Origin of the sequence: Evansella halocellulosilytica (assembly GCF_002335745.1) — a bacterium.
GTDB lineage: Bacteria > Bacillota > Bacilli > Bacillales > Salisediminibacteriaceae > Bacillus_CA > Bacillus_CA halocellulosilytica.
The window spans coordinates 1,935,504-1,952,611 of sequence record NZ_NIST01000001.1 but is presented as its reverse complement, the minus strand read 5'-3'; the positions used below and the strand labels follow the sequence as shown (position 1 = coordinate 1,952,611).

Annotated in this window: 17 protein-coding genes; 10 read left to right on the top strand and 7 right to left on the bottom strand. The window is 41.1% G+C overall.

Annotated features, from left to right (window positions below; translation table 11 throughout):
• Positions 1-208: 208 nt before the first annotated feature.
• The 6 genes from CD001_RS09290 to CD001_RS09270 form a co-directional block, all read right to left on the bottom strand.
• Positions 209-1,027: a carbohydrate ABC transporter permease gene (locus tag CD001_RS09290; RefSeq protein WP_179298681.1), complete on the bottom strand. Its 819-nt coding sequence runs from the start codon at positions 1,025-1,027 to the stop codon at positions 209-211.
• 26 nt (positions 1,028-1,053) lie between these two features.
• A complete protein-coding gene (locus CD001_RS09285) occupies positions 1,054-1,929 on the bottom strand; it encodes a carbohydrate ABC transporter permease (RefSeq protein ID WP_096187229.1) in 876 nt (291 codons plus the stop codon).
• 55 nt (positions 1,930-1,984) lie between these two features.
• Positions 1,985-3,310, bottom strand: coding sequence for an ABC transporter substrate-binding protein (locus tag CD001_RS09280; RefSeq protein ID WP_257009758.1), 1,326 nt, complete (start codon positions 3,308-3,310; stop codon positions 1,985-1,987).
• 225 nt (positions 3,311-3,535) lie between these two features.
• Entirely contained in the window at positions 3,536-4,576 is a 1,041-nt protein-coding gene (locus CD001_RS09275) for a LacI family DNA-binding transcriptional regulator (protein WP_096190541.1), read from the bottom strand.
• A 249-nt stretch (positions 4,577-4,825) separates the two neighbouring features.
• Positions 4,826-4,981, bottom strand: coding sequence for a hypothetical protein (locus CD001_RS26360; protein ID WP_179298680.1), 156 nt, complete (start codon positions 4,979-4,981; stop codon positions 4,826-4,828).
• A 46-nt stretch (positions 4,982-5,027) separates the two neighbouring features.
• Complete coding sequence (locus CD001_RS09270) at positions 5,028-5,651, bottom strand: YesL family protein (protein ID WP_096187228.1); 624 nt, start codon at positions 5,649-5,651, stop codon at positions 5,028-5,030.
• Between the two features lie 741 nt (positions 5,652-6,392).
• On the opposite strand from CD001_RS09270, the gene CD001_RS09265 reads away from it, so the two are divergent.
• Genes CD001_RS09265 through mbcS form a run of 4 tightly spaced genes read left to right on the top strand, consistent with a single transcriptional unit; the run spans position 6,393 to position 10,518 of the window.
• Positions 6,393-6,662: a hypothetical protein gene (locus tag CD001_RS09265; RefSeq protein WP_096187227.1), complete on the top strand. Its 270-nt coding sequence runs from the start codon at positions 6,393-6,395 to the stop codon at positions 6,660-6,662.
• 6 nt (positions 6,663-6,668) lie between these two features.
• Positions 6,669-8,315, top strand: coding sequence for a solute symporter family protein (locus tag CD001_RS09260; RefSeq protein WP_096187226.1), 1,647 nt, complete (start codon positions 6,669-6,671; stop codon positions 8,313-8,315).
• 21 nt (positions 8,316-8,336) lie between these two features.
• On the top strand, positions 8,337-8,888 hold the full coding sequence (locus CD001_RS09255) for a hypothetical protein (protein WP_096187225.1): 552 nt from the start codon (positions 8,337-8,339) through the stop codon (positions 8,886-8,888).
• Between the two features lie 40 nt (positions 8,889-8,928).
• Positions 8,929-10,518, top strand: coding sequence for an acyl-CoA synthetase MbcS (gene mbcS / locus CD001_RS09250; RefSeq protein ID WP_096187224.1), 1,590 nt, complete (start codon positions 8,929-8,931; stop codon positions 10,516-10,518).
• 85 nt (positions 10,519-10,603) lie between these two features.
• Here mbcS and CD001_RS09245 read toward each other — a convergent pair whose 3' ends face one another.
• Positions 10,604-11,176, bottom strand: coding sequence for a TetR/AcrR family transcriptional regulator (locus CD001_RS09245; protein ID WP_096187223.1), 573 nt, complete (start codon positions 11,174-11,176; stop codon positions 10,604-10,606).
• Positions 11,177-11,578: 402 nt separating this feature from the next.
• Here CD001_RS09245 and CD001_RS09240 point away from each other — a divergent pair, with 402 nt between their 5' ends.
• From CD001_RS09240 to CD001_RS09215, 6 genes are all read left to right on the top strand, one after another.
• Positions 11,579-12,472 (top strand): BKACE family enzyme, encoded by an 894-nt coding sequence (locus tag CD001_RS09240; protein WP_096187222.1) that lies wholly within the window; start codon positions 11,579-11,581, stop codon positions 12,470-12,472.
• Positions 12,472-13,410 (top strand): L-carnitine dehydrogenase, encoded by a 939-nt coding sequence (locus CD001_RS09235; protein WP_096187221.1) that lies wholly within the window; start codon positions 12,472-12,474, stop codon positions 13,408-13,410. Before CD001_RS09240 ends, CD001_RS09235 begins: the two co-directional genes overlap by 1 nt.
• Positions 13,411-13,422: 12 nt before the next feature.
• On the top strand, positions 13,423-13,887 hold the full coding sequence (locus tag CD001_RS09230) for a thioesterase family protein (protein WP_096187220.1): 465 nt from the start codon (positions 13,423-13,425) through the stop codon (positions 13,885-13,887).
• 62 nt (positions 13,888-13,949) lie between these two features.
• Positions 13,950-15,149, top strand: a complete 1,200-nt coding sequence (locus CD001_RS09225) for a quaternary amine ABC transporter ATP-binding protein (RefSeq protein ID WP_096187219.1) — start codon at positions 13,950-13,952, stop codon at positions 15,147-15,149.
• Positions 15,146-15,973 (top strand): ABC transporter permease, encoded by an 828-nt coding sequence (locus CD001_RS09220; protein WP_096187218.1) that lies wholly within the window; start codon positions 15,146-15,148, stop codon positions 15,971-15,973. Before CD001_RS09225 ends, CD001_RS09220 begins: the two co-directional genes overlap by 4 nt.
• Positions 15,974-15,992: 19 nt before the next feature.
• Positions 15,993-16,853, top strand: coding sequence for a glycine betaine ABC transporter substrate-binding protein (locus CD001_RS09215; protein WP_096187217.1), 861 nt, complete (start codon positions 15,993-15,995; stop codon positions 16,851-16,853).
• Positions 16,854-17,108 lie beyond the last annotated feature (255 nt).

The following is a 17,108-nucleotide window of genomic DNA, read 5'->3' as shown; positions in this document are numbered from 1 at the left end:
TTCGCGCGGTGTCATTATGTGGGTCTTGGATGGAAGAATGAATGAACCGTGTAAAGCAGGTTCATCAGTAGTTGTAAATGGAGTAAATCAGTAGAGTCTTTTCATGAAAATTGAAAATCAAGCAATAACAAAGAATAGCAAAGCCTCCCTCTCCTTTTACTATTCTTTGCATTGTTAATAAGCGGTAAAGTCTTATCTATTAAGCGTTTTATTCCTTTATCGATCCTGCAGTGAGGCCGCTAATAATATATTTTTGTAACGCGATCGATATTAAAACGATCGGTATCGTTGCGACGATTGCAGCAGCTGTCATTTGTCCCCAATTTAACGAGTGTATCCCTTGAAATTGTGAAATTGCTACCGGGACTGTTCTCGCACTATTTGAAGAAGTAAAAATTAAAGCAAACATAAATTCATTCCAAGCTAACGTAAACGCTATAATCCCGACAGTTAATATTCCAGGTAAAGATAGCGGTAAAATAATACGTAAAATAAGCTTAAAAATGCTGCAACCATCCATAATTGCGACTTCTTCAATTGCTGATGGGATCGTTTTAAAATACCCGGTTAAAATCCAAACGACTAACGGGGTGAAATAGGCAACGTAAGGAATGATAAGAGCTAAGTAAGTGTCAATTGCCCCGATCCGGCTTAAAAAGTCGAATAATGGACTGATAATAAAAATACCTGGAAAAATCGTAATAAATAAAACTAACATAAATAACGTGTTTTGAAACTTGAATTTTAATCGGGCAAATGCATATGCTGCAGGAACACCAATCAAAATACAGATTAAGGCGGTCGTTGCAGATACGACAAAACTATTCCATATGTTCGTCATAAAATTGCTTTCAAAAATAACCGCTAAATAATTATCTAAGAAAAATTCGTTCGGAAAAACTTTCACATCATAAATTTCATTCGGCTGTTTCATCGACGTTAATATTGTCCATAAATAAGGGATGATATTGATACAAACAATGACGATTAATCCGATCCAGAAGAACAATCCTAATTTATTTTTCATTCCTATTCCTCCCTTCTTCATTTTGATTAGGTGTTTACTTGTTTGTTCATGTTTCTGCTGTAAATGAATATTAAAACACTGATTAACGTGACTCCTGTTACCGCCATCGCTCCACCTAAACCAAAATCAAGATACTGGAAGAACACTTTATAATTGTATAATGTAAAAATTTCTGTCGCCTCACCTGGTCCACCGCCAGTCATGACGTAAATAATATCAATGACATTGATCGTCTGTAATGTTGTAAAAATTAACCCCATAATAATAAAAGGCTTAATTAATGGTAAAGTTATGTAGAAATATTTTCTAATCGAATTTGCACCATCAATTTCAGCACTTTCATACAAATCCCTCGGTATCGTCTGTAATCCTGAAACGATAATTAACGTAAGCAATGGAGTCGTTTTCCAAACATTTGTCGTGATGACACCTAACATCGCATAATCAGATGAAACGAGCCACGGTATATTTCTTTCTATCAATCCGATACCAGTTAACAGATGATTGATGATGCCAAAGTCGGTTTCAAACATGAATTTCCACGCTTGTGCAGCAACGACTGGTGCTACTGCCCATGGAAGTAAAATAGTAGCTCGGAAAATCGACCTTCCTCTAAATGCTTGATTTGCTAGTTGTGCAGTAATTAAACCGAGAATCAACATTCCTGCAACACTTCCAGCTATATAAATGAAACTCGTAATGAGAGAAGAAATGAACCGGCTGCTTTGAAACAAGGTAATGTAGTTCTGTAAACCAATGAACGTCGTTTGGTCCTCTTGATTCGTTAAGCTATAAGATTGAAAACTATAGATAATCGTTGTTAATAAGGGAATTAAAACAACGACTATGATCATAGAAAATACAGGAACCAATAATAAGTAAGGTAAGTATTTTTTATTCAAAGTAAAAACTCCCTTATTAGATGGTCAGGACATCATGTCCCAACCATCTACCATTTTATCCGATGTCTTCTAGTTCATCTGCAAGTTGGTCCAGTGCTTCTTGTGGGGTTAAATCTTGTGAAAGAGCTTGGTGGATATAAGACTGTGCAATATCTGACATTCTTGAATATTCCGGGTGACTTGGTCGATTTGATGCATCGTCAAAAACGCGTAAATATTCTTCTAAATGTGGATTTGAGTCGATTACATCTTCATCCTCATATAAATCTAACTGTGTTCCAGCATAACCTCCGCCTACTAGCATTTCTTTTTGATTTTCAAATGAAGTAAACCATTTAATGACTTCCCATGCTTCATCAATATGATTTGAGCTATTGGAAATCGCGAAATTCCAGCCACCTACAGCATTCGCTTTCTGTCCGCCCTCAAACATAAAGTTACTTGCAACCCATGTCTGATCTTTTACTGCTGAACCGTCTTCCTGGTTAATCGAATAAACGTAACCCCAGTTTGGATTAAAGACCGACTGCCCTTGAGTAAAAGGAATTCTTGAATCATCTGGCGTTGTATGGCCGATGGCCGATGGGGATACAACTTCATATTCATAAATCATGTCTACCATAAATTGAAGGGCATCTACTGCTTCTGGACTATTGATGATAACGTTTCCATTTTCATCAAAGAAGTCTCCGCCGTTAGCATGCAAAAACTCTGTAAAACTAACAATTAATTGTTCAGAGCGCCCCCAGTGCATTGTGAATCCTTGTATTCCTTCACCTTCTTGAATCGTTTGTGCAATCTCTACTGCCTCTTCATAAGTATCCGGAACGTCAAACCCATACTCATCTAGTAAATCTGTTCGATACCATAATGGATGTAAATCGTTAAACCATGGGACAGCCCAAGTTTCATCATTATATTTAACGGCGTCAACTTGACGTTCTACATAGTCGGCTTGCATATCTTCGGTAAATTTATCATCAAGCGGAACTAACCAGCCTGCTTCTGCAAATTCTGCTGTCCATACGACATCCATATTGACAATATCTAAGTTAGCCGCTCCTGCTGATAACTGTGTAACTGTTTGGTCATGCATTTGTGAAGCATCATTTGACATTTCTACAAATTCTATATCGATATTGCTATGTTCCTCATTAAATTTTTGCCGCGCATTTGCCATCATTCCATTAGGATCATTTTCAAAAACGGCCATGTGAATCGTTATCGACTCTGAGCTGTCAGCTTCCCCATTTTCACCATTGTCAGTCTGTTCTGTTTCATCACCAGACGCGTCTTCCCCTCCATTACAAGCTGCTAAAATCACGGCTAAACCTAACATGGTCGCGACTGCATATAGCTTTCTGAGCACATTTCTATTCAACTTCTTGACCTCCTTTTTAATTTATAAAACTATATTTTACTCTCTACTATGAAACTTCTAGAAAGCATCAAAGTAGAAAATAACGAAAGGATAAAAAGAAATAAAGTTCTATATCAACCTCAAGAAAGTGATGCCCAATGATGTAAGTACAGCCATTTCGTGTCATTTCACCATCAAATTTTCCCAGGAAATAATTGAATGCGTTTTCATTATTTAAGAAAGGTATTACTCATTTAATTCCTTCACACTCTCCCGCTCGACAAGCTGGCAAGCTAAGTTATATTTTTTTTGATCAATTTCAGGTTCATTCCTTGATTCGTCTAGTATGTCAACTGCTTTTTTTCCCATTTCTTCTAGTGGTAATGACATCGTCGTGATGGTTGGCGATATATATTGACTAAACTCCCGATCATCAAAACCAACAACTGAAAAATCACGAGGAACTTCATACCCATTATCTTTTATCGCTTGAATCGCACCTGCAGCCATTAAATCATTCATCGCAATGATCGCTGTTGGTGTATTCTTTTGCTTCAACAAATCTATCATCATCGAATAGCCAGAATCATATTTCCAGTCTCCCGTTTTGACAGACTCAGGCCTAAAAACTAATTCATTTAAACTAAGAGCCTTCTGATAACCGTGAAAACGCGCATATGAAGTAGCTGAATTAATTAAACCACTAATTAGCCCGATGTTTTTATGTCCTTTATTGATTAAATACTGTGTGATTTTATATGATGCATCTTCATCATCATAATTAACGGAATAATCACCTTTGTTTGTCGTGTAGCAATATGTATAGACGATGTTCTTTTTCGGATTAGGAAGCAGACCAGTTATATCTCTTGAATGGATCCCAACGTAAATAATTCCTTCAACTTGGTTTGCAATTAATTGATGATATAAAGAAGTCGCTTGCCTTTTACATTCCTCTATTTCAGGAAAATCATTTCCGAATTTTTTATAGAGCCGCAGATTTGTCAACAAGATGTTTAACCCTTTATTTTCAGCTGCTTCATGAATTCCATTGACGATATCAGGTGCATTGAAAACGGAAATATCTTCTACCATGACACCGATCGTTCCAGTTCTCTTGATTTTGAGGCTCTTCGCAATTTCATTCGGTCTGTATTCAGCATCTTCAATAATTTTTTTTATTTTATTCCGCGTTTGTTCTCCTACTCGCCCTCTATTATTGATGACATTTGATACTGTAGCGACGGATACATTCGCTTTTTTGGCTATTTCTTTTAAGCTTGCCACCACTTTTCACCTCTTTTTCTATTTTTGGTAAAACGATTAATCAAATTTCATAAAAAAAAACAAGTTAATGAAAATGTATATAGTTAAAGGAGAATATACGGTTAATAATCCGATTATTCTGATATTTAAATTATTCTCATTATAAAATAACCCCTCCACTTTTACAAGCTTAATAATTAAATTTTCTAAAAACTATTATGAGGTTTTGTCCGCAATGTCTGTTTTTTGTCGTAATTGGTTTGTCGTTCGTCATAGTTGCTTGGCATTTCGTCGTAGTAGTAACTCGACAGTTTTACGCAATAACTCTGTGGTTTGGCGCAACTTCTCTGCGCTTTGACGCAACTTCTCTGCGCTTTGGCGCAACTTCTCTGCGCTTTGACGCAACTTCTCTACTCTTCGACGCAACTTCCCCGCACTTCATCCGACTAACTAAAAAACACATGACGTTTTTTCAGTCATGTGTTTTTCGTAATTGTTTTGCGCTTCTCAAAAATAATAACACGGCGATCCATGCGATGATGCTCATGCTGTAGAATGGGGCGATACTCGGTATGAAGTAGACGGTTAGCATGACGATGACAATCGTCAAAACGAGTGCGAGCAACTTGATTGGGTTTGTCGCGAGCATCGTCCACGCTTGTTTAAAATGTACACGTATATTTATTCCTTCGTCGGACTGGCCAACAGCAATCGCGACGAGAATGAGTGTCGACCAAAGTAACAGGACGAGCATCAACGTACTGACGAGGAAAATGTAATAGAAAAAGCCTTGAAAATGACCGATAACTGAAAAGTTCATAAATAAAATCCCTGTTAGGATCAAGGCTACTAGAGCAATCATATTTACTTTTAAAAAGTCACGCTTAAATATGTCGAAGAAGGTTTTGAAATACGGAGGCTCTTCTCCGTTTTTCCAGGCAATGATCATCGCTGTCATGGCGATGAATGCTGGATAAAATCCAAAAACTCCTAGTCCTAAAATCGTAAACAAGATCCACATCACATTAATAAATGCGAGCTTTAATATCCAGTCTGTTACACGATAAATGACTCCTGATGTTCCACCTAGCTGCATTGTCTTCTTCCTTTCTTAAATCCGCGTTTAAAAACTGTCGTGAAGCACTAGCCCACTTCAAGTAAGTAACGCATCCAAACTTTTACGCGGCCATTGAATCCGCTATGGATGCCAAAAAGGCTAGTTATTTAAGTTTGACGGCCACTGGATCCGCTATCAATCGCTGATGCAGTATTTTTCTCACGTTTTTTACTTATTAACGGAACTCCTGTCCTTTTAGCCTGAAAATAGTCAATGTTATACAAATAACGAATCATATGTCCGCTCAAAGCAAAAGAATACTATCACGATCGATGACATTCCTGTCCTTCCCTATTGTATACGAAGATGGTCGATCATTGCGAGTCGTTCACGAAAAAGGGGAATGATTAATCGTTCTTTCATAAAACGAGACTTGTGACCTCCATCTTCTAATCCTGTACTAATTTTCTAAAAATTTAAATAACTATATTGACACTTGAAGTTGAAACCGTTTACAATACAACAATAACATTTCGCATGTTTTACTTATTTTGGAAGGGAGTGGTGTTTATAATAAAGTGCGATTACACGGACGAATTCGTTTTCGAAGATATGAAAAGAGATTTTTAGGGGAACGGAAAAAGACATTTTTGTAAGCCTTAAGTCATGTGACTAATGACTGAACGATCAGTCAGAATCCAGATATCAGAATAGCGAAATCCAGGGTTTGGATTCAGAATTCACTAGTCAGATTAGCTAACCTTTATAAGGAGGTCATTCATGAAAGCTTATAAAAAGGAAGTACGTTTTACTCTCATCATGTCAGCACTGTTTATTATCGCGGGAAATGTCGGTCTTTTCTTCTCGATCTTCCCAGTGGAAGGGATGCTCTTTGGCTTTCCGATCATGTACATTGTCCCGATTTTATCCGGTTGGTTCGGAATCTTCGTTTTAACGATCATTGCTAGTAAGATGGGCAATCAAATTGATGAAGACATTGAAAGAGAAAGTCTCATTGAGTTAAAAAAACGGGGAGAGAAAGGGGCCTAACGCGATATGGGAGAAGAAACTTGGCAGTTATCGAATCCAATATTAGGTGTAGTCGCGATCGTTGCAACGTTTTTATTATTTTATCTCGTCGGTTACATATCAAACCGGAAAAGTAAGTCTGTTACAGATTTATACGTCGCTGGTGCCACAGTCGGACCGTTTACGAATGGTCTTGCGATGGCATCGACATATATGAGTTTAGCAACCTTTCTTGGAATTACAGCGCTTATTTTGCAGCTGCAAGTGCCGTTCATCATGCTCTGGATTCAGCTTATTTTAGCGATTCCGCTCATCACGATTATTTACGGAACTTCGCTTCGGAGAATGGGGGCTTTTTCACCTACACACTTCGTCCGCGATCGTTACGGTGTATCTGCTTCGATTATTGCAGCGCTGTTTATGATTCTCGTCTCCATTATGTATGCACTTGGCCAGATGATCGGTATTGCCCTCGCTTTTGAAACTGTCCTCGGAATTCCATATTTAACAGGACTTATTGTCGGCGGGTTAATCATCGTCGGTTACATTACGATCGGTGGCATGGCTGGTGCATCAAACAATGCTGCGATCCAAATGGTGATCATTGCCCTTATGTTTATCATTCCGCTTGGGGCGATTATGAAAGCAATGGGCGGAAGCGGCTGGTTTTTCCCGCCGCTCCTATACGCAGACATGGTACCTGCGATGCTTGAAGCGATGCCTAATTTCTTTGATTATCAATACTCACCGAAATGGTACGTCAGTCTCATCGCCTTGACGATCGGATCACTCGGGCTCCCTCACTTAGCGATGCGGATTTACACAGCATCGAGCTTAAAAAGTGCCCGCTCTGCGATGGTCTGGTTTGCCTTCGTCATCGGTCTTGTCTTCTCTGCGACATATGCGATGGGCTTCGTCGGTGTTTTTGCGACAGAAACACAAGGAGTGACCATTTCTGCCGCTGATGCAGACAAGCTGACGATCATCTTAAATCTCGTTTACAACCCTGAATGGGTATCAGCCCTCGTGATCGCAGCCGCAATATCGGCAGGCTTATCGACACTAAGTGGCAATTTGCTTGCGATCGGCGCCTTGTTGTCACAAGACATCATTACAACATTAAAGCCGAGTATTTCTGAGAAAAAGCGCGTTCGACTCGGTTATGCCGCAATCTTTGGCGGAGGGATCGTCAGTATTTTGTTAGCGATTAACCCGCCAGCGTTTCTCGTCGTCAGTATCCTTTGGGCGTTCGGCCTAGCTGGCGTTACAATTGCGCCGCTCATTCTCGTTGGCGTGTGGTGGAAAGAAGCGAACCGGTACGGAGCGATCGTTTCCTCCGTTGTCGGTGGCGTTCTCTATATTGCGATTTCACCTTTCGTTTTTCCGAGCTTCGTCCTGACCGGTCATGAAGTGACAGACGGAATGGGCTTGTCCGGAGCAATGCTTGCGATTCCGATCAGCTTCATTTTACTCATCGTGATTTCGTATATTACAAATCGAATGCCAAGTCTCGCCTCAAAACTTACGACGGCGGCTGACCATGAATTAATTGAACGAATTCACGGCTGGAAAGACGTCAATCCGCGACGGTATAACAGTAAAGTCGGAGCAGTCATTACCGTTGTTTTTTCAACAATTATTGCGATTTGGGCAGCATTGCCTTGGAATATGTAAGTTATGAAGGAGAAGACAGCTATGATTGGAAAAATGATGTTACTTGATCGTCCAGCGTACGAACATTTTTTACAAAAACAAAAAGTGGCACTGATCAGCCAATTAATTGTCTTATGTCTCGGCCTCGCTTACGGCGTGGCCGGGATCATCGCCAATGCCACGTTTATTGCAAGCTTCGAATCTGGTTTACTGCGAACGGTTATCGTCCCGCTCATCTTTATCGGATTCGGACTCATTTCCGCTTGGTTGACAAAAATTGGTTTGACCGTTTTATTATGGGCGGGAGCAAAAGGCTTTGGCGGACCGGGAAAAATGAGTGAGGTGAACCGAGCAACGTCTGTCGCTCTCATTCCAGGCATTTTCGCCCTCCCAGTGTTAACGGGAGCAGCGAACAGTGTCTTTACATTATTCATGATGGGAGTTGGCGTCGTTTGGATGTACCTTATTTGCGTCAAAATCCATGAAACGACACAAGGGTTTACCTCGTGGAAAGCATATGCGGCTGTTCTTGCGGTCTTTATCTTTTTCTCAAGCATCTATTACTTAGTCATGCCAACGAGTGCTTTGCAATAAAGATACTATGAACACAAGTTTTTAAAGGAGGAGTCATCAAATGAAACGTGAAGATTTAATTGCACCGATCCAATACAACATCTCCCAAGAGCTTGATCGTTATGAGCGAGATGAGAACCGCGAAGCGATCCGCTGGTGTGACAGTGAAGGGAACCGGCGGAACATTATGTATAAAGAGCTCGTCGAAAAAACGAATCAATACGCGCTTGCTCTAAAAAATCAAGGGATTCAAAAAGGAGATAAGGTGCTCATTATTCTCCCGCGGATTCCTGAAGCTTACATGACATACCTCGCTTGTTTAAAAGCAGGGATCGTTGCGATTCCAAGCTCAGAAATGCTTCGTAAAAAAGACTTAATTTACCGGATTGAGCATGCGAATGCGTCTGCGGTCATCGCTTACCATAAAACGACAGGCGAAGTGAATGCAATCAACGTTAATCATCGTGCGCTTAAGAAAAAATTAATTGTCGGCGGACAAGAAGATGGCTGGCAATCATTAGAAGCTTTAGCTGCTGAGCAGCCGACTACCTATGAAGGCGAGCTCACGTCAAGAGATGATACCGCATTTTTATCCTACACATCTGGTACGACAGGCAATCCGAAAGGCGTCGTCCATTCACATGGCTGGGGGTATGCGCACGTACGTACAGCTGCGAAAGAATGGCTCTGTGTAGAGGAAAATGATCTCGTTTGGGCTACCGCTGCACCAGGGTGGCAAAAATGGATTTGGAGTCCGTTCCTATCGACTATTACGCTCGGAGCAACCGCATTTGTTTATCACGGCGGTTTCGATCCGCACACATACTTAACTATGATCGAAAAAGAAAAAATCAATGTGCTATGCTGTACACCGACAGAATATCGGCTTATGGCAAAGGTGGATGATTTATCCTCCTATGATGCGCCACACTTAAAGAGTGCTGTCTCTGCCGGTGAACCACTGAACCGTCCAGTAATTGAAGCATTTACAAATGCATTTAATGTTAATTTACGAGACGGATACGGGCAAACAGAAAATACGTTACTCGTATGTACGACTCAATCGCTCGACATTAAACCTGGTTCAATGGGAAAACCGACTCCAGGTAATCCTGTTGAAATTATCGATGAGTTCGGTCAGCCAGCTAAAACCGGTGAAGTCGGTGATATCGCCGTCCATAAAGATTGTCCGGCTTTGTTTAAGGAGTATTATCGAGATTCTGAACGAACTAAAGCTGCTTTCCGCGGTGACTGGTATTTAACCGGAGACCAAGCCTCTCGTGATGAGGATGGATACTTTTGGTTTGAAGGCCGCAGTGACGACATCATTATTAGTTCAGGATATACGATCGGTCCGTTCGAAGTTGAGGATGCGCTTCTTAAACATCCGGCAGTACGCGAATGTGCCGTTGTCGCCTCGCCAGACGAAGTACGCGGCAACATCGTGAAAGCGTATGTCGTCTTGAAGGACCCGAGTGAAGCATCTGCAGGTGATGCACTCGTGAAAGAGCTGCAAGATCATACGAAGAACATAACAGCGCCTTACAAATATCCGCGTAAAATTGAGTTTCTCGATGAGCTCCCGAAAACAACATCAGGGAAAATCCGCCGCATCGAGCTCCGGATGAAAGAACAAAGCACAGCGAAATAGTCCTCTCGAAAGAACATAACCAGAAATAACCAGGTGCCAGGCACCTGGTTATTTTTGGTTGTCGTACTTTTTGTCGTACTTTGTCCTACTCTCTTTCTTTTTTACTCGATTTCATGTACATATCTTGAACCCACTCATGCAGCCTCTTGTAAACGGCACGTTTTTGGTCTTCTTCGATTTGGTATGTTTCTAACAAATCCGATAACCAGATGCCGTCAGCTGCTAGGCGGATAATTGTCGCATCAATCGGGTCTAAGCCGTCGTTTTCAATATTGTGCTGCCAATCTTCATAAGCTTTATGAAGCGGTTCAAGCAATTCAGGTTTGACAGCTTTTGCTGCAAGGAGACCTGATGTCATATCATTATTTGGATATCCTTGATTAAAGGTTACGTTTAAAAACGCTCTCGTCCAAGCACCTTTTTCAAGTGGGTCATCTTCCACATTGTTCGCAATTTTTTGCTGATAATTGTTTACTAAATGATCTACCATCCCTTGAACTAATGCTTCTTTAGAAGGAAAGTGATACAGTAAACCACCTTTACTTATTCCTGCTTCTTTTGCCGTTGCTTCAAGTGTTAAATTAAAGATTCCCTTTTCACTAACAATTTTAGAAGCAGCGTTAAGAATCTCAATTTTTCTCGTCGATTGTTTACTCATATGGAGAATCTCCCTTTTGAAAAAATACAATTTCGATTTTTACTATACCACTCAGACGGTTCATTAGCAATGACACGTTTATATTTACTTATTTTACGTATAACTGAACAATACTATACTTGACCAATTTTTCCAACAGTTTGCATAGGTCACGACCATTATTCTTCTCTTTCCACTCCAATCCTCCTTTAATCATCCCTTTTTCCAAAAAAATATCGACCTGATTCGACCGTTGCACTCATAAGCTTGAAAGCGAATTTACATGTTCAAATAAACGTGAGGTTCTTGTTTATAGCCTTGAAAGAATACCGTCTGGATGGTACATTAATAAACGTTCAATCAGAACCGTCCGGATGGTATAGTCATTTAAATGTTTTTTCAAACAAAAGGAGGCACATCATTATGGCAAAAAAAATAATGTTAACAGCTGCCGTCACTGGCGCTGGTGATACAGCAAATAAAAATCCCCATGTTCCTGTGACACCGAAAGAAATTGCGGAGTCGGCCATTGAATCAGCAAAGGCTGGAGCGACGGTCGCACACGTTCACGCTCGCGATCCTGAGACTGGTGGGATTAGCCACGACCTTGACCATTACCGTGAAATCGTTGACCGCATTCGCGAATCAGAAACTGATGTGATCATCAACATTACGTCAGGCGGAGGGGGAGATTTCATTCCAAGCCTTGCTACTCCTGCAGCTGGAGGAAATGGCACGGACATGCAAACACCAGAGGAACGTCATGAACCAGTTGGTGAATTGCTCCCAGAAATGTGCACGCTCGATTGCGGGAGCGTCAATTTTGGCGACATGATTTATATGAGCCCGACTGATTGGTTAAGAACGCAAGCTGAACTCGTGCAAAAAAGTGGTGTGAAGCCAGAGCTTGAGTGCTTTGACACTGGTCACATTCGTTTCGCAAACCAATTAATCCAAGAAGGATTGATTGACGGAGACCCATTTTTTCAATTTTGTTTAGGGATCCCTTGGGGGGCTGACGCAGACATTGAAACATTACTTTACATGAAAAGTCGAATTCCTGAGCATGCACAATGGTCTGCATTCGGAATCGGCAGAATGCAGCTACCGATGGCTGCTCAAGTCGCTCAGCTCAGCGGAAATGTCCGCGTAGGATTAGAGGATAATCTTTATTTGAAAAAAGGCGTGTTAGCCTCAAACGAACAACTCGTCGATAAAGCAGTAAGCATGATCCAAGCACAAAACATTGAGATTATGACACCGCAAGAAGCTCGTGAAGCATACAACTTAAGAAACCCACGTGGAGGCAAAAAGTAATGACACAACAAGAAATACGAAAAGTTGCCGTCATCGGAACAGGTGTCATCGGAAACGGCTGGATTACTAGATTTCTCGCGAACGGATATGACGTCATCGCCTATGATCCTGCTGACGGGGCTGAGAAAAGAACGAACGAGACGATTGATAACGCTTGGCCTTCTGTTACCGAGCTCGGTATTGCAGAAAATGCTGCAAAGGAACGAATTACCTTCGTTCCAACTTTTGCAGAAGCTGTTGCGGATGCTGATTTAATCCAAGAAAACGTCCCTGAGCGTATTGATATTAAGAAGAGTGTGCTTGCTCAAATAGACGAACACGCAAAAAGTGATGCGATTATCGCTTCAAGCACATCAGGCTTAAAGCCGACTGAACTTCAAGAAGATCTCAAGCACCCTGAGCGGTTAACGGTTGCTCACCCTTTCAACCCTGTTTATTTATTACCGTTAGTTGAACTTGTAGGCGGAGAAAAAACAGACATACAAGCAATCAATCGAGCTTACTCATTCTATGAATCTTTGCAAATGAAACCGATGATTATCGAAAAAGAAATCGAAGGCTTTATCGCTGACCGATTAATTGAAGCGATTTGGCGAGAAGCACTTCACCTTGTCAACGATGGGATTGCCACAACTGAAGAAGTTGATAAAGCAATTACTTACGGAGCAGGGCTGCGTTGGGCACAAATGGGACCGTTTTTAACGTTCCACTTAGCTGGTGGTTCTGAAGGGATGCGCCATATGCTCGAACAATTTGGACCAGCGTTGAAGCTCCCGTGGACAAAACTTGAAGCACCCGAATTAACAGAAGAACTGAAGGAAAAGGTCATCTCAGGCTGTGAAACACATGCTGGTGAACGTTCCGTTGCTGAGCTTGAGCGAAAACGAAATGACTTTTTAGTCAAACTGATAGATTTAGTCGATGATTATTGGCCATAAGGAGTGTTTACTATGAAACCATTTCATTTTTCAACAAATGTACGGCCTGAATGGGTCGATTACAACGGACATATGAATGATGCAGAATATGCTCGTGTTTTCAGCCTTGCTGTTGACGCCTTGATCGAGGCGATTGGACTAGATGAGAACGCGAGAGAAAAAGAAAGCTATACGATTTTCACGTTAGAAACACACATTTGTTACTTGCAGGAAGCTCATGAAAAGGAAGAGCTCTCTGTTCACATGCAGCTACTCAACCACGATACCAAAAGGTTACACATCTTTTTTTCCATGAAAAACAGCAGTGGTGATCTTATCGCAACGAGTGAACAAATGTTAATGGGAATCAATACGAAAGCAAATCGTCCTGCTCCATTCCCTGAGGCAATTATGACGACAGTCGAAACAATGATGAAAGACCACGATCAGTTAGAAGTACCGAAACAAGCTGGAAGAACGATTGGAATTAAAAAATAAAAGCTTCTTAAAGTGGTTCTAAAGCTTAAATGATTCTTATCTCTAAAAAGAGGAGAATGTGTATGAATAAAATTGAAGTGAACCAGCTGACGAAAATTTTTGGTTCAAACCCGAAACTAGGACTTGAAAAACTGAATCAAGGAAAGTCAAAAGATAGTATTTTAAAAGAATACGGTCAGACCGTTGGTGTAAATCAAGCTTCATTTCACGTCGAAGCCGGTGAATTTTTTGTCATTATGGGACTTTCTGGTAGTGGGAAGTCGACGTTGATTCGCCTCGTCAATCGTCTTATTGAACCGACTAATGGTGAAGTTCTCATTGATGGTGACGACATCACAAAGATGGACAAGCAAACATTGATTCAAACGAGACGGCAAAAACTCGGGATGGTTTTCCAAAACTTTGGTCTCCTCCCCCATCGTACAGTGTTAGCGAATGTCGAATACGGCCTTGAACTGCAAGGCGTTGAGAAGGAAGAACGTCAACGAAAGGCGCAAAAAGCGATTGAAGATGTCGGTCTAACAGGCTATGAAAATAGCTATCCGAAGCAGCTAAGCGGCGGGATGCAGCAACGTGTCGGATTAGCGAGAGCACTTGCGAACGACTCTGACATTTTACTAATGGATGAAGCGTTTAGTGCCCTCGACCCTTTAATTCGAAAGGAAATGCAAGATGAGCTGTTGAACCTTCAGCGTAAGCTCGGAAAAACGATTATTTTTATCACTCATGATTTAGATGAAGCATTAAAACTAGGCGATCGTATTGCGATTATGAAAGACGGTCAAATTGTCCAAATTGGAACATCAGACGACATTCTTGAAAACCCAATTAATGAATACGTCAGTAATTTCGTTAAAGATGTCGACCGTTCGAAAGTTTTAGAAGCATCGCAAGTGATGAGAAAACCTGAGGTCGTGACGACGTACAAAAATGGTCCGCGCACGGCGATTCGAAAAATGGAAGAGGTCGGTGCTTCAAGCATTTTCGTCGTCGATAAAGATGATAATTTCAAAGGGTTGTTAACGATCGATGACGCGATTCGCTCTCATAAAGAAGAGATTCCAATGGAGGAGGTCTTAATTGATAACGTCTATTCGACGTCACCGGATACACAATTAAACGACCTTATTGGAATCGCAGCCGAAACGAAATACCCGATTGCTGTCCTTGACGACGGCAAGCTACTTGGCATTATCTCCCGTGTCTCGATTTTGTCCGGGTTAGTGCTAGGTAAAGAAAAAGATGAGGTGACAACTTCATGAACTATTTTTATTTTCCGTTAGAGGAATGGACGAACTCCTTCGTTAATGAGTGGCTCCTTCCTACGTTAGGCAACTCGTTTGACGCATTTAGTAATAGCCTTCGCGCTTTTATTAACGGAGTTGCCAATCTATTAATAGCTGTTCCACCTGAACTTTTTGCTATCGTTATTGCTCTCATTTCCTGGAAGTTTGCAGGTAAAGGAATTGCTTTGTTTTCGTTAATCGGCTTCCTGTTTATCGGTTCTGTTGATATTTGGGAAGAGTCGATGCAAACGCTATCTGTCGTAATCGTTTCAACATTACTATCATTAGCTGTCGGCGTACCGATCGGAATTGTCAGTGCGATGAATGATACTGTTCAACGGTTCATTCGACCGACACTTGATTTCATGCAAACATTACCAAGCTTCGTCTATTTAATTCCGGCAGTATTACTATTCGGCTTAGGTGGTGTACCAGCTGTTATTGCGACATTTATTTTTGCGACTCCTCCTTGTGTGCGGATGACGAACTTAGGTATCCGCCAAGTACCAACTGATGTCGTCGAAGCTTCTCGAGCATTCGGGGCGACAACGAAGCAGCTACTATTTAAAGTACAGCTCCCGATGGCAGTGCCAACGATTATGGCTGGGGTCAATCAAACGATCATGCTCGCCCTTTCGATGGCTGTTATCGCTTCAATGATCGGTGCTCCAGGGCTCGGCTCTACCGTTTTAACCGGAATTTCAACTGTCAATGTCGGCCTCGGCCTAGTCGGTGGACTTGGAATTGTCGTTTTAGCGATTATTTTAGACCGTATTACACAAGGGATTGGCCAAAATTAAAATTAAGGAGAGATTGAACATGAAAAAATCGTTATTAACGTTATCATCACTAGCTTTATTGTTAGCAGCTTGTGGAGACGCTGAAGGAGGAACAAACAATAGTGAGGAAGTGAAAGGCACGATTTCATTCGGTGTCACGCCATGGACAAGCACGGTTCCTCCAACTGAAGTAGCTAAATTATTAATTGAAGATCTCGGATATGAAGTTGAGGAAACACAAGCCGATGTCAGCTCTGTATTTATGGGACTTTCTCGCGGTGACATCGATGTCTTTATGGATTCTTGGATGCCAGTTCACGAAGTTTATTTTGACGAGTATAGCGATACTGTTGTTGATACTGCGATTAGTTATGACAATGCTGATGCCGGACTTACTGTTCCGACTTACCTTGAAGACATTAATAATTTAGAAGACCTGTTCGGAAACGAAGACATGTTTGAAAATGAAATTTATGGTATTGAAGAAGGCGCAAGTGCGACGAGCCTTATCCGTGAATTTATTGAAGAAGAAGGTGCTGACATGGACTTAGTTGCATCTTCAGAAGGCGGAATGATTGCTCAAGCTCAGCGTCAAATGAACAATGAAGAACCTGTCATTTTTTATGGCTGGAGACCACACACAATGTTCAATGAGTTTGACATTAAAATTTTAGAAGATGACTTCGGCTACTTCGAGCAAGCATCTGTCCACGTAGTCACGAATCATGAACTTGAAGAACATGCACCTGAAGTATTTGAATTCCTTGAAAACTGGAGCATTTCAATTGATGATGTCGAAGAGATGATCCAAAAAATTGAAGACGGTGAAGATGAGCAAGCTGTCGCACAAGAATGGATCGACAATAACCAAGATCGAGTTGACGAGATGCTAGGAAATTAATTCATTTTCCTCCTCCCCTCCTGTAAGGATAAAACTTGTCTAAACTTATTAGCTCCGTTAAAATATGTAATAAAGTATTGAATATTCAATCTTTTTTTAAAAATCATGAAGGTCTGTTACCCGGATTCTGGGACAGGCCTTTCTCTTTAAACAAAACTTGGCTTATCGTTTCAGAGGTTCTTAGCAAGTGCATGATGCTTGTTGCAAGTCCTAATTGCAGTTATGTGATCATCCATATTTTTTATAAATCCTATA

Coding starts and splice junctions, on each gene's coding strand:
- CD001_RS09290 (WP_179298681.1), bottom strand. CDS start 1,027: ATGAAAAATAAATTAGGATTGTTCTTCTGGATCGGATTAATCGTCATT.
- CD001_RS09270 (WP_096187228.1), bottom strand. CDS start 5,651: ATGCAGCTAGGTGGAACATCAGGAGTCATTTATCGTGTAACAGACTGG.
- CD001_RS09265 (WP_096187227.1), top strand. CDS start 6,393: ATGAAAGCTTATAAAAAGGAAGTACGTTTTACTCTCATCATGTCAGCA.
- CD001_RS09260 (WP_096187226.1), top strand. CDS start 6,669: ATGGGAGAAGAAACTTGGCAGTTATCGAATCCAATATTAGGTGTAGTC.
- CD001_RS09255 (WP_096187225.1), top strand. CDS start 8,337: ATGATTGGAAAAATGATGTTACTTGATCGTCCAGCGTACGAACATTTT.
- mbcS (WP_096187224.1), top strand. CDS start 8,929: ATGAAACGTGAAGATTTAATTGCACCGATCCAATACAACATCTCCCAA.
- CD001_RS09245 (WP_096187223.1), bottom strand. CDS start 11,176: ATGAGTAAACAATCGACGAGAAAAATTGAGATTCTTAACGCTGCTTCT.
- CD001_RS09240 (WP_096187222.1), top strand. CDS start 11,579: ATGGCAAAAAAAATAATGTTAACAGCTGCCGTCACTGGCGCTGGTGAT.
- CD001_RS09235 (WP_096187221.1), top strand. CDS start 12,472: ATGACACAACAAGAAATACGAAAAGTTGCCGTCATCGGAACAGGTGTC.
- CD001_RS09230 (WP_096187220.1), top strand. CDS start 13,423: ATGAAACCATTTCATTTTTCAACAAATGTACGGCCTGAATGGGTCGAT.
- CD001_RS09225 (WP_096187219.1), top strand. CDS start 13,950: ATGAATAAAATTGAAGTGAACCAGCTGACGAAAATTTTTGGTTCAAAC.
- CD001_RS09220 (WP_096187218.1), top strand. CDS start 15,146: ATGAACTATTTTTATTTTCCGTTAGAGGAATGGACGAACTCCTTCGTT.
- CD001_RS09215 (WP_096187217.1), top strand. CDS start 15,993: ATGAAAAAATCGTTATTAACGTTATCATCACTAGCTTTATTGTTAGCA.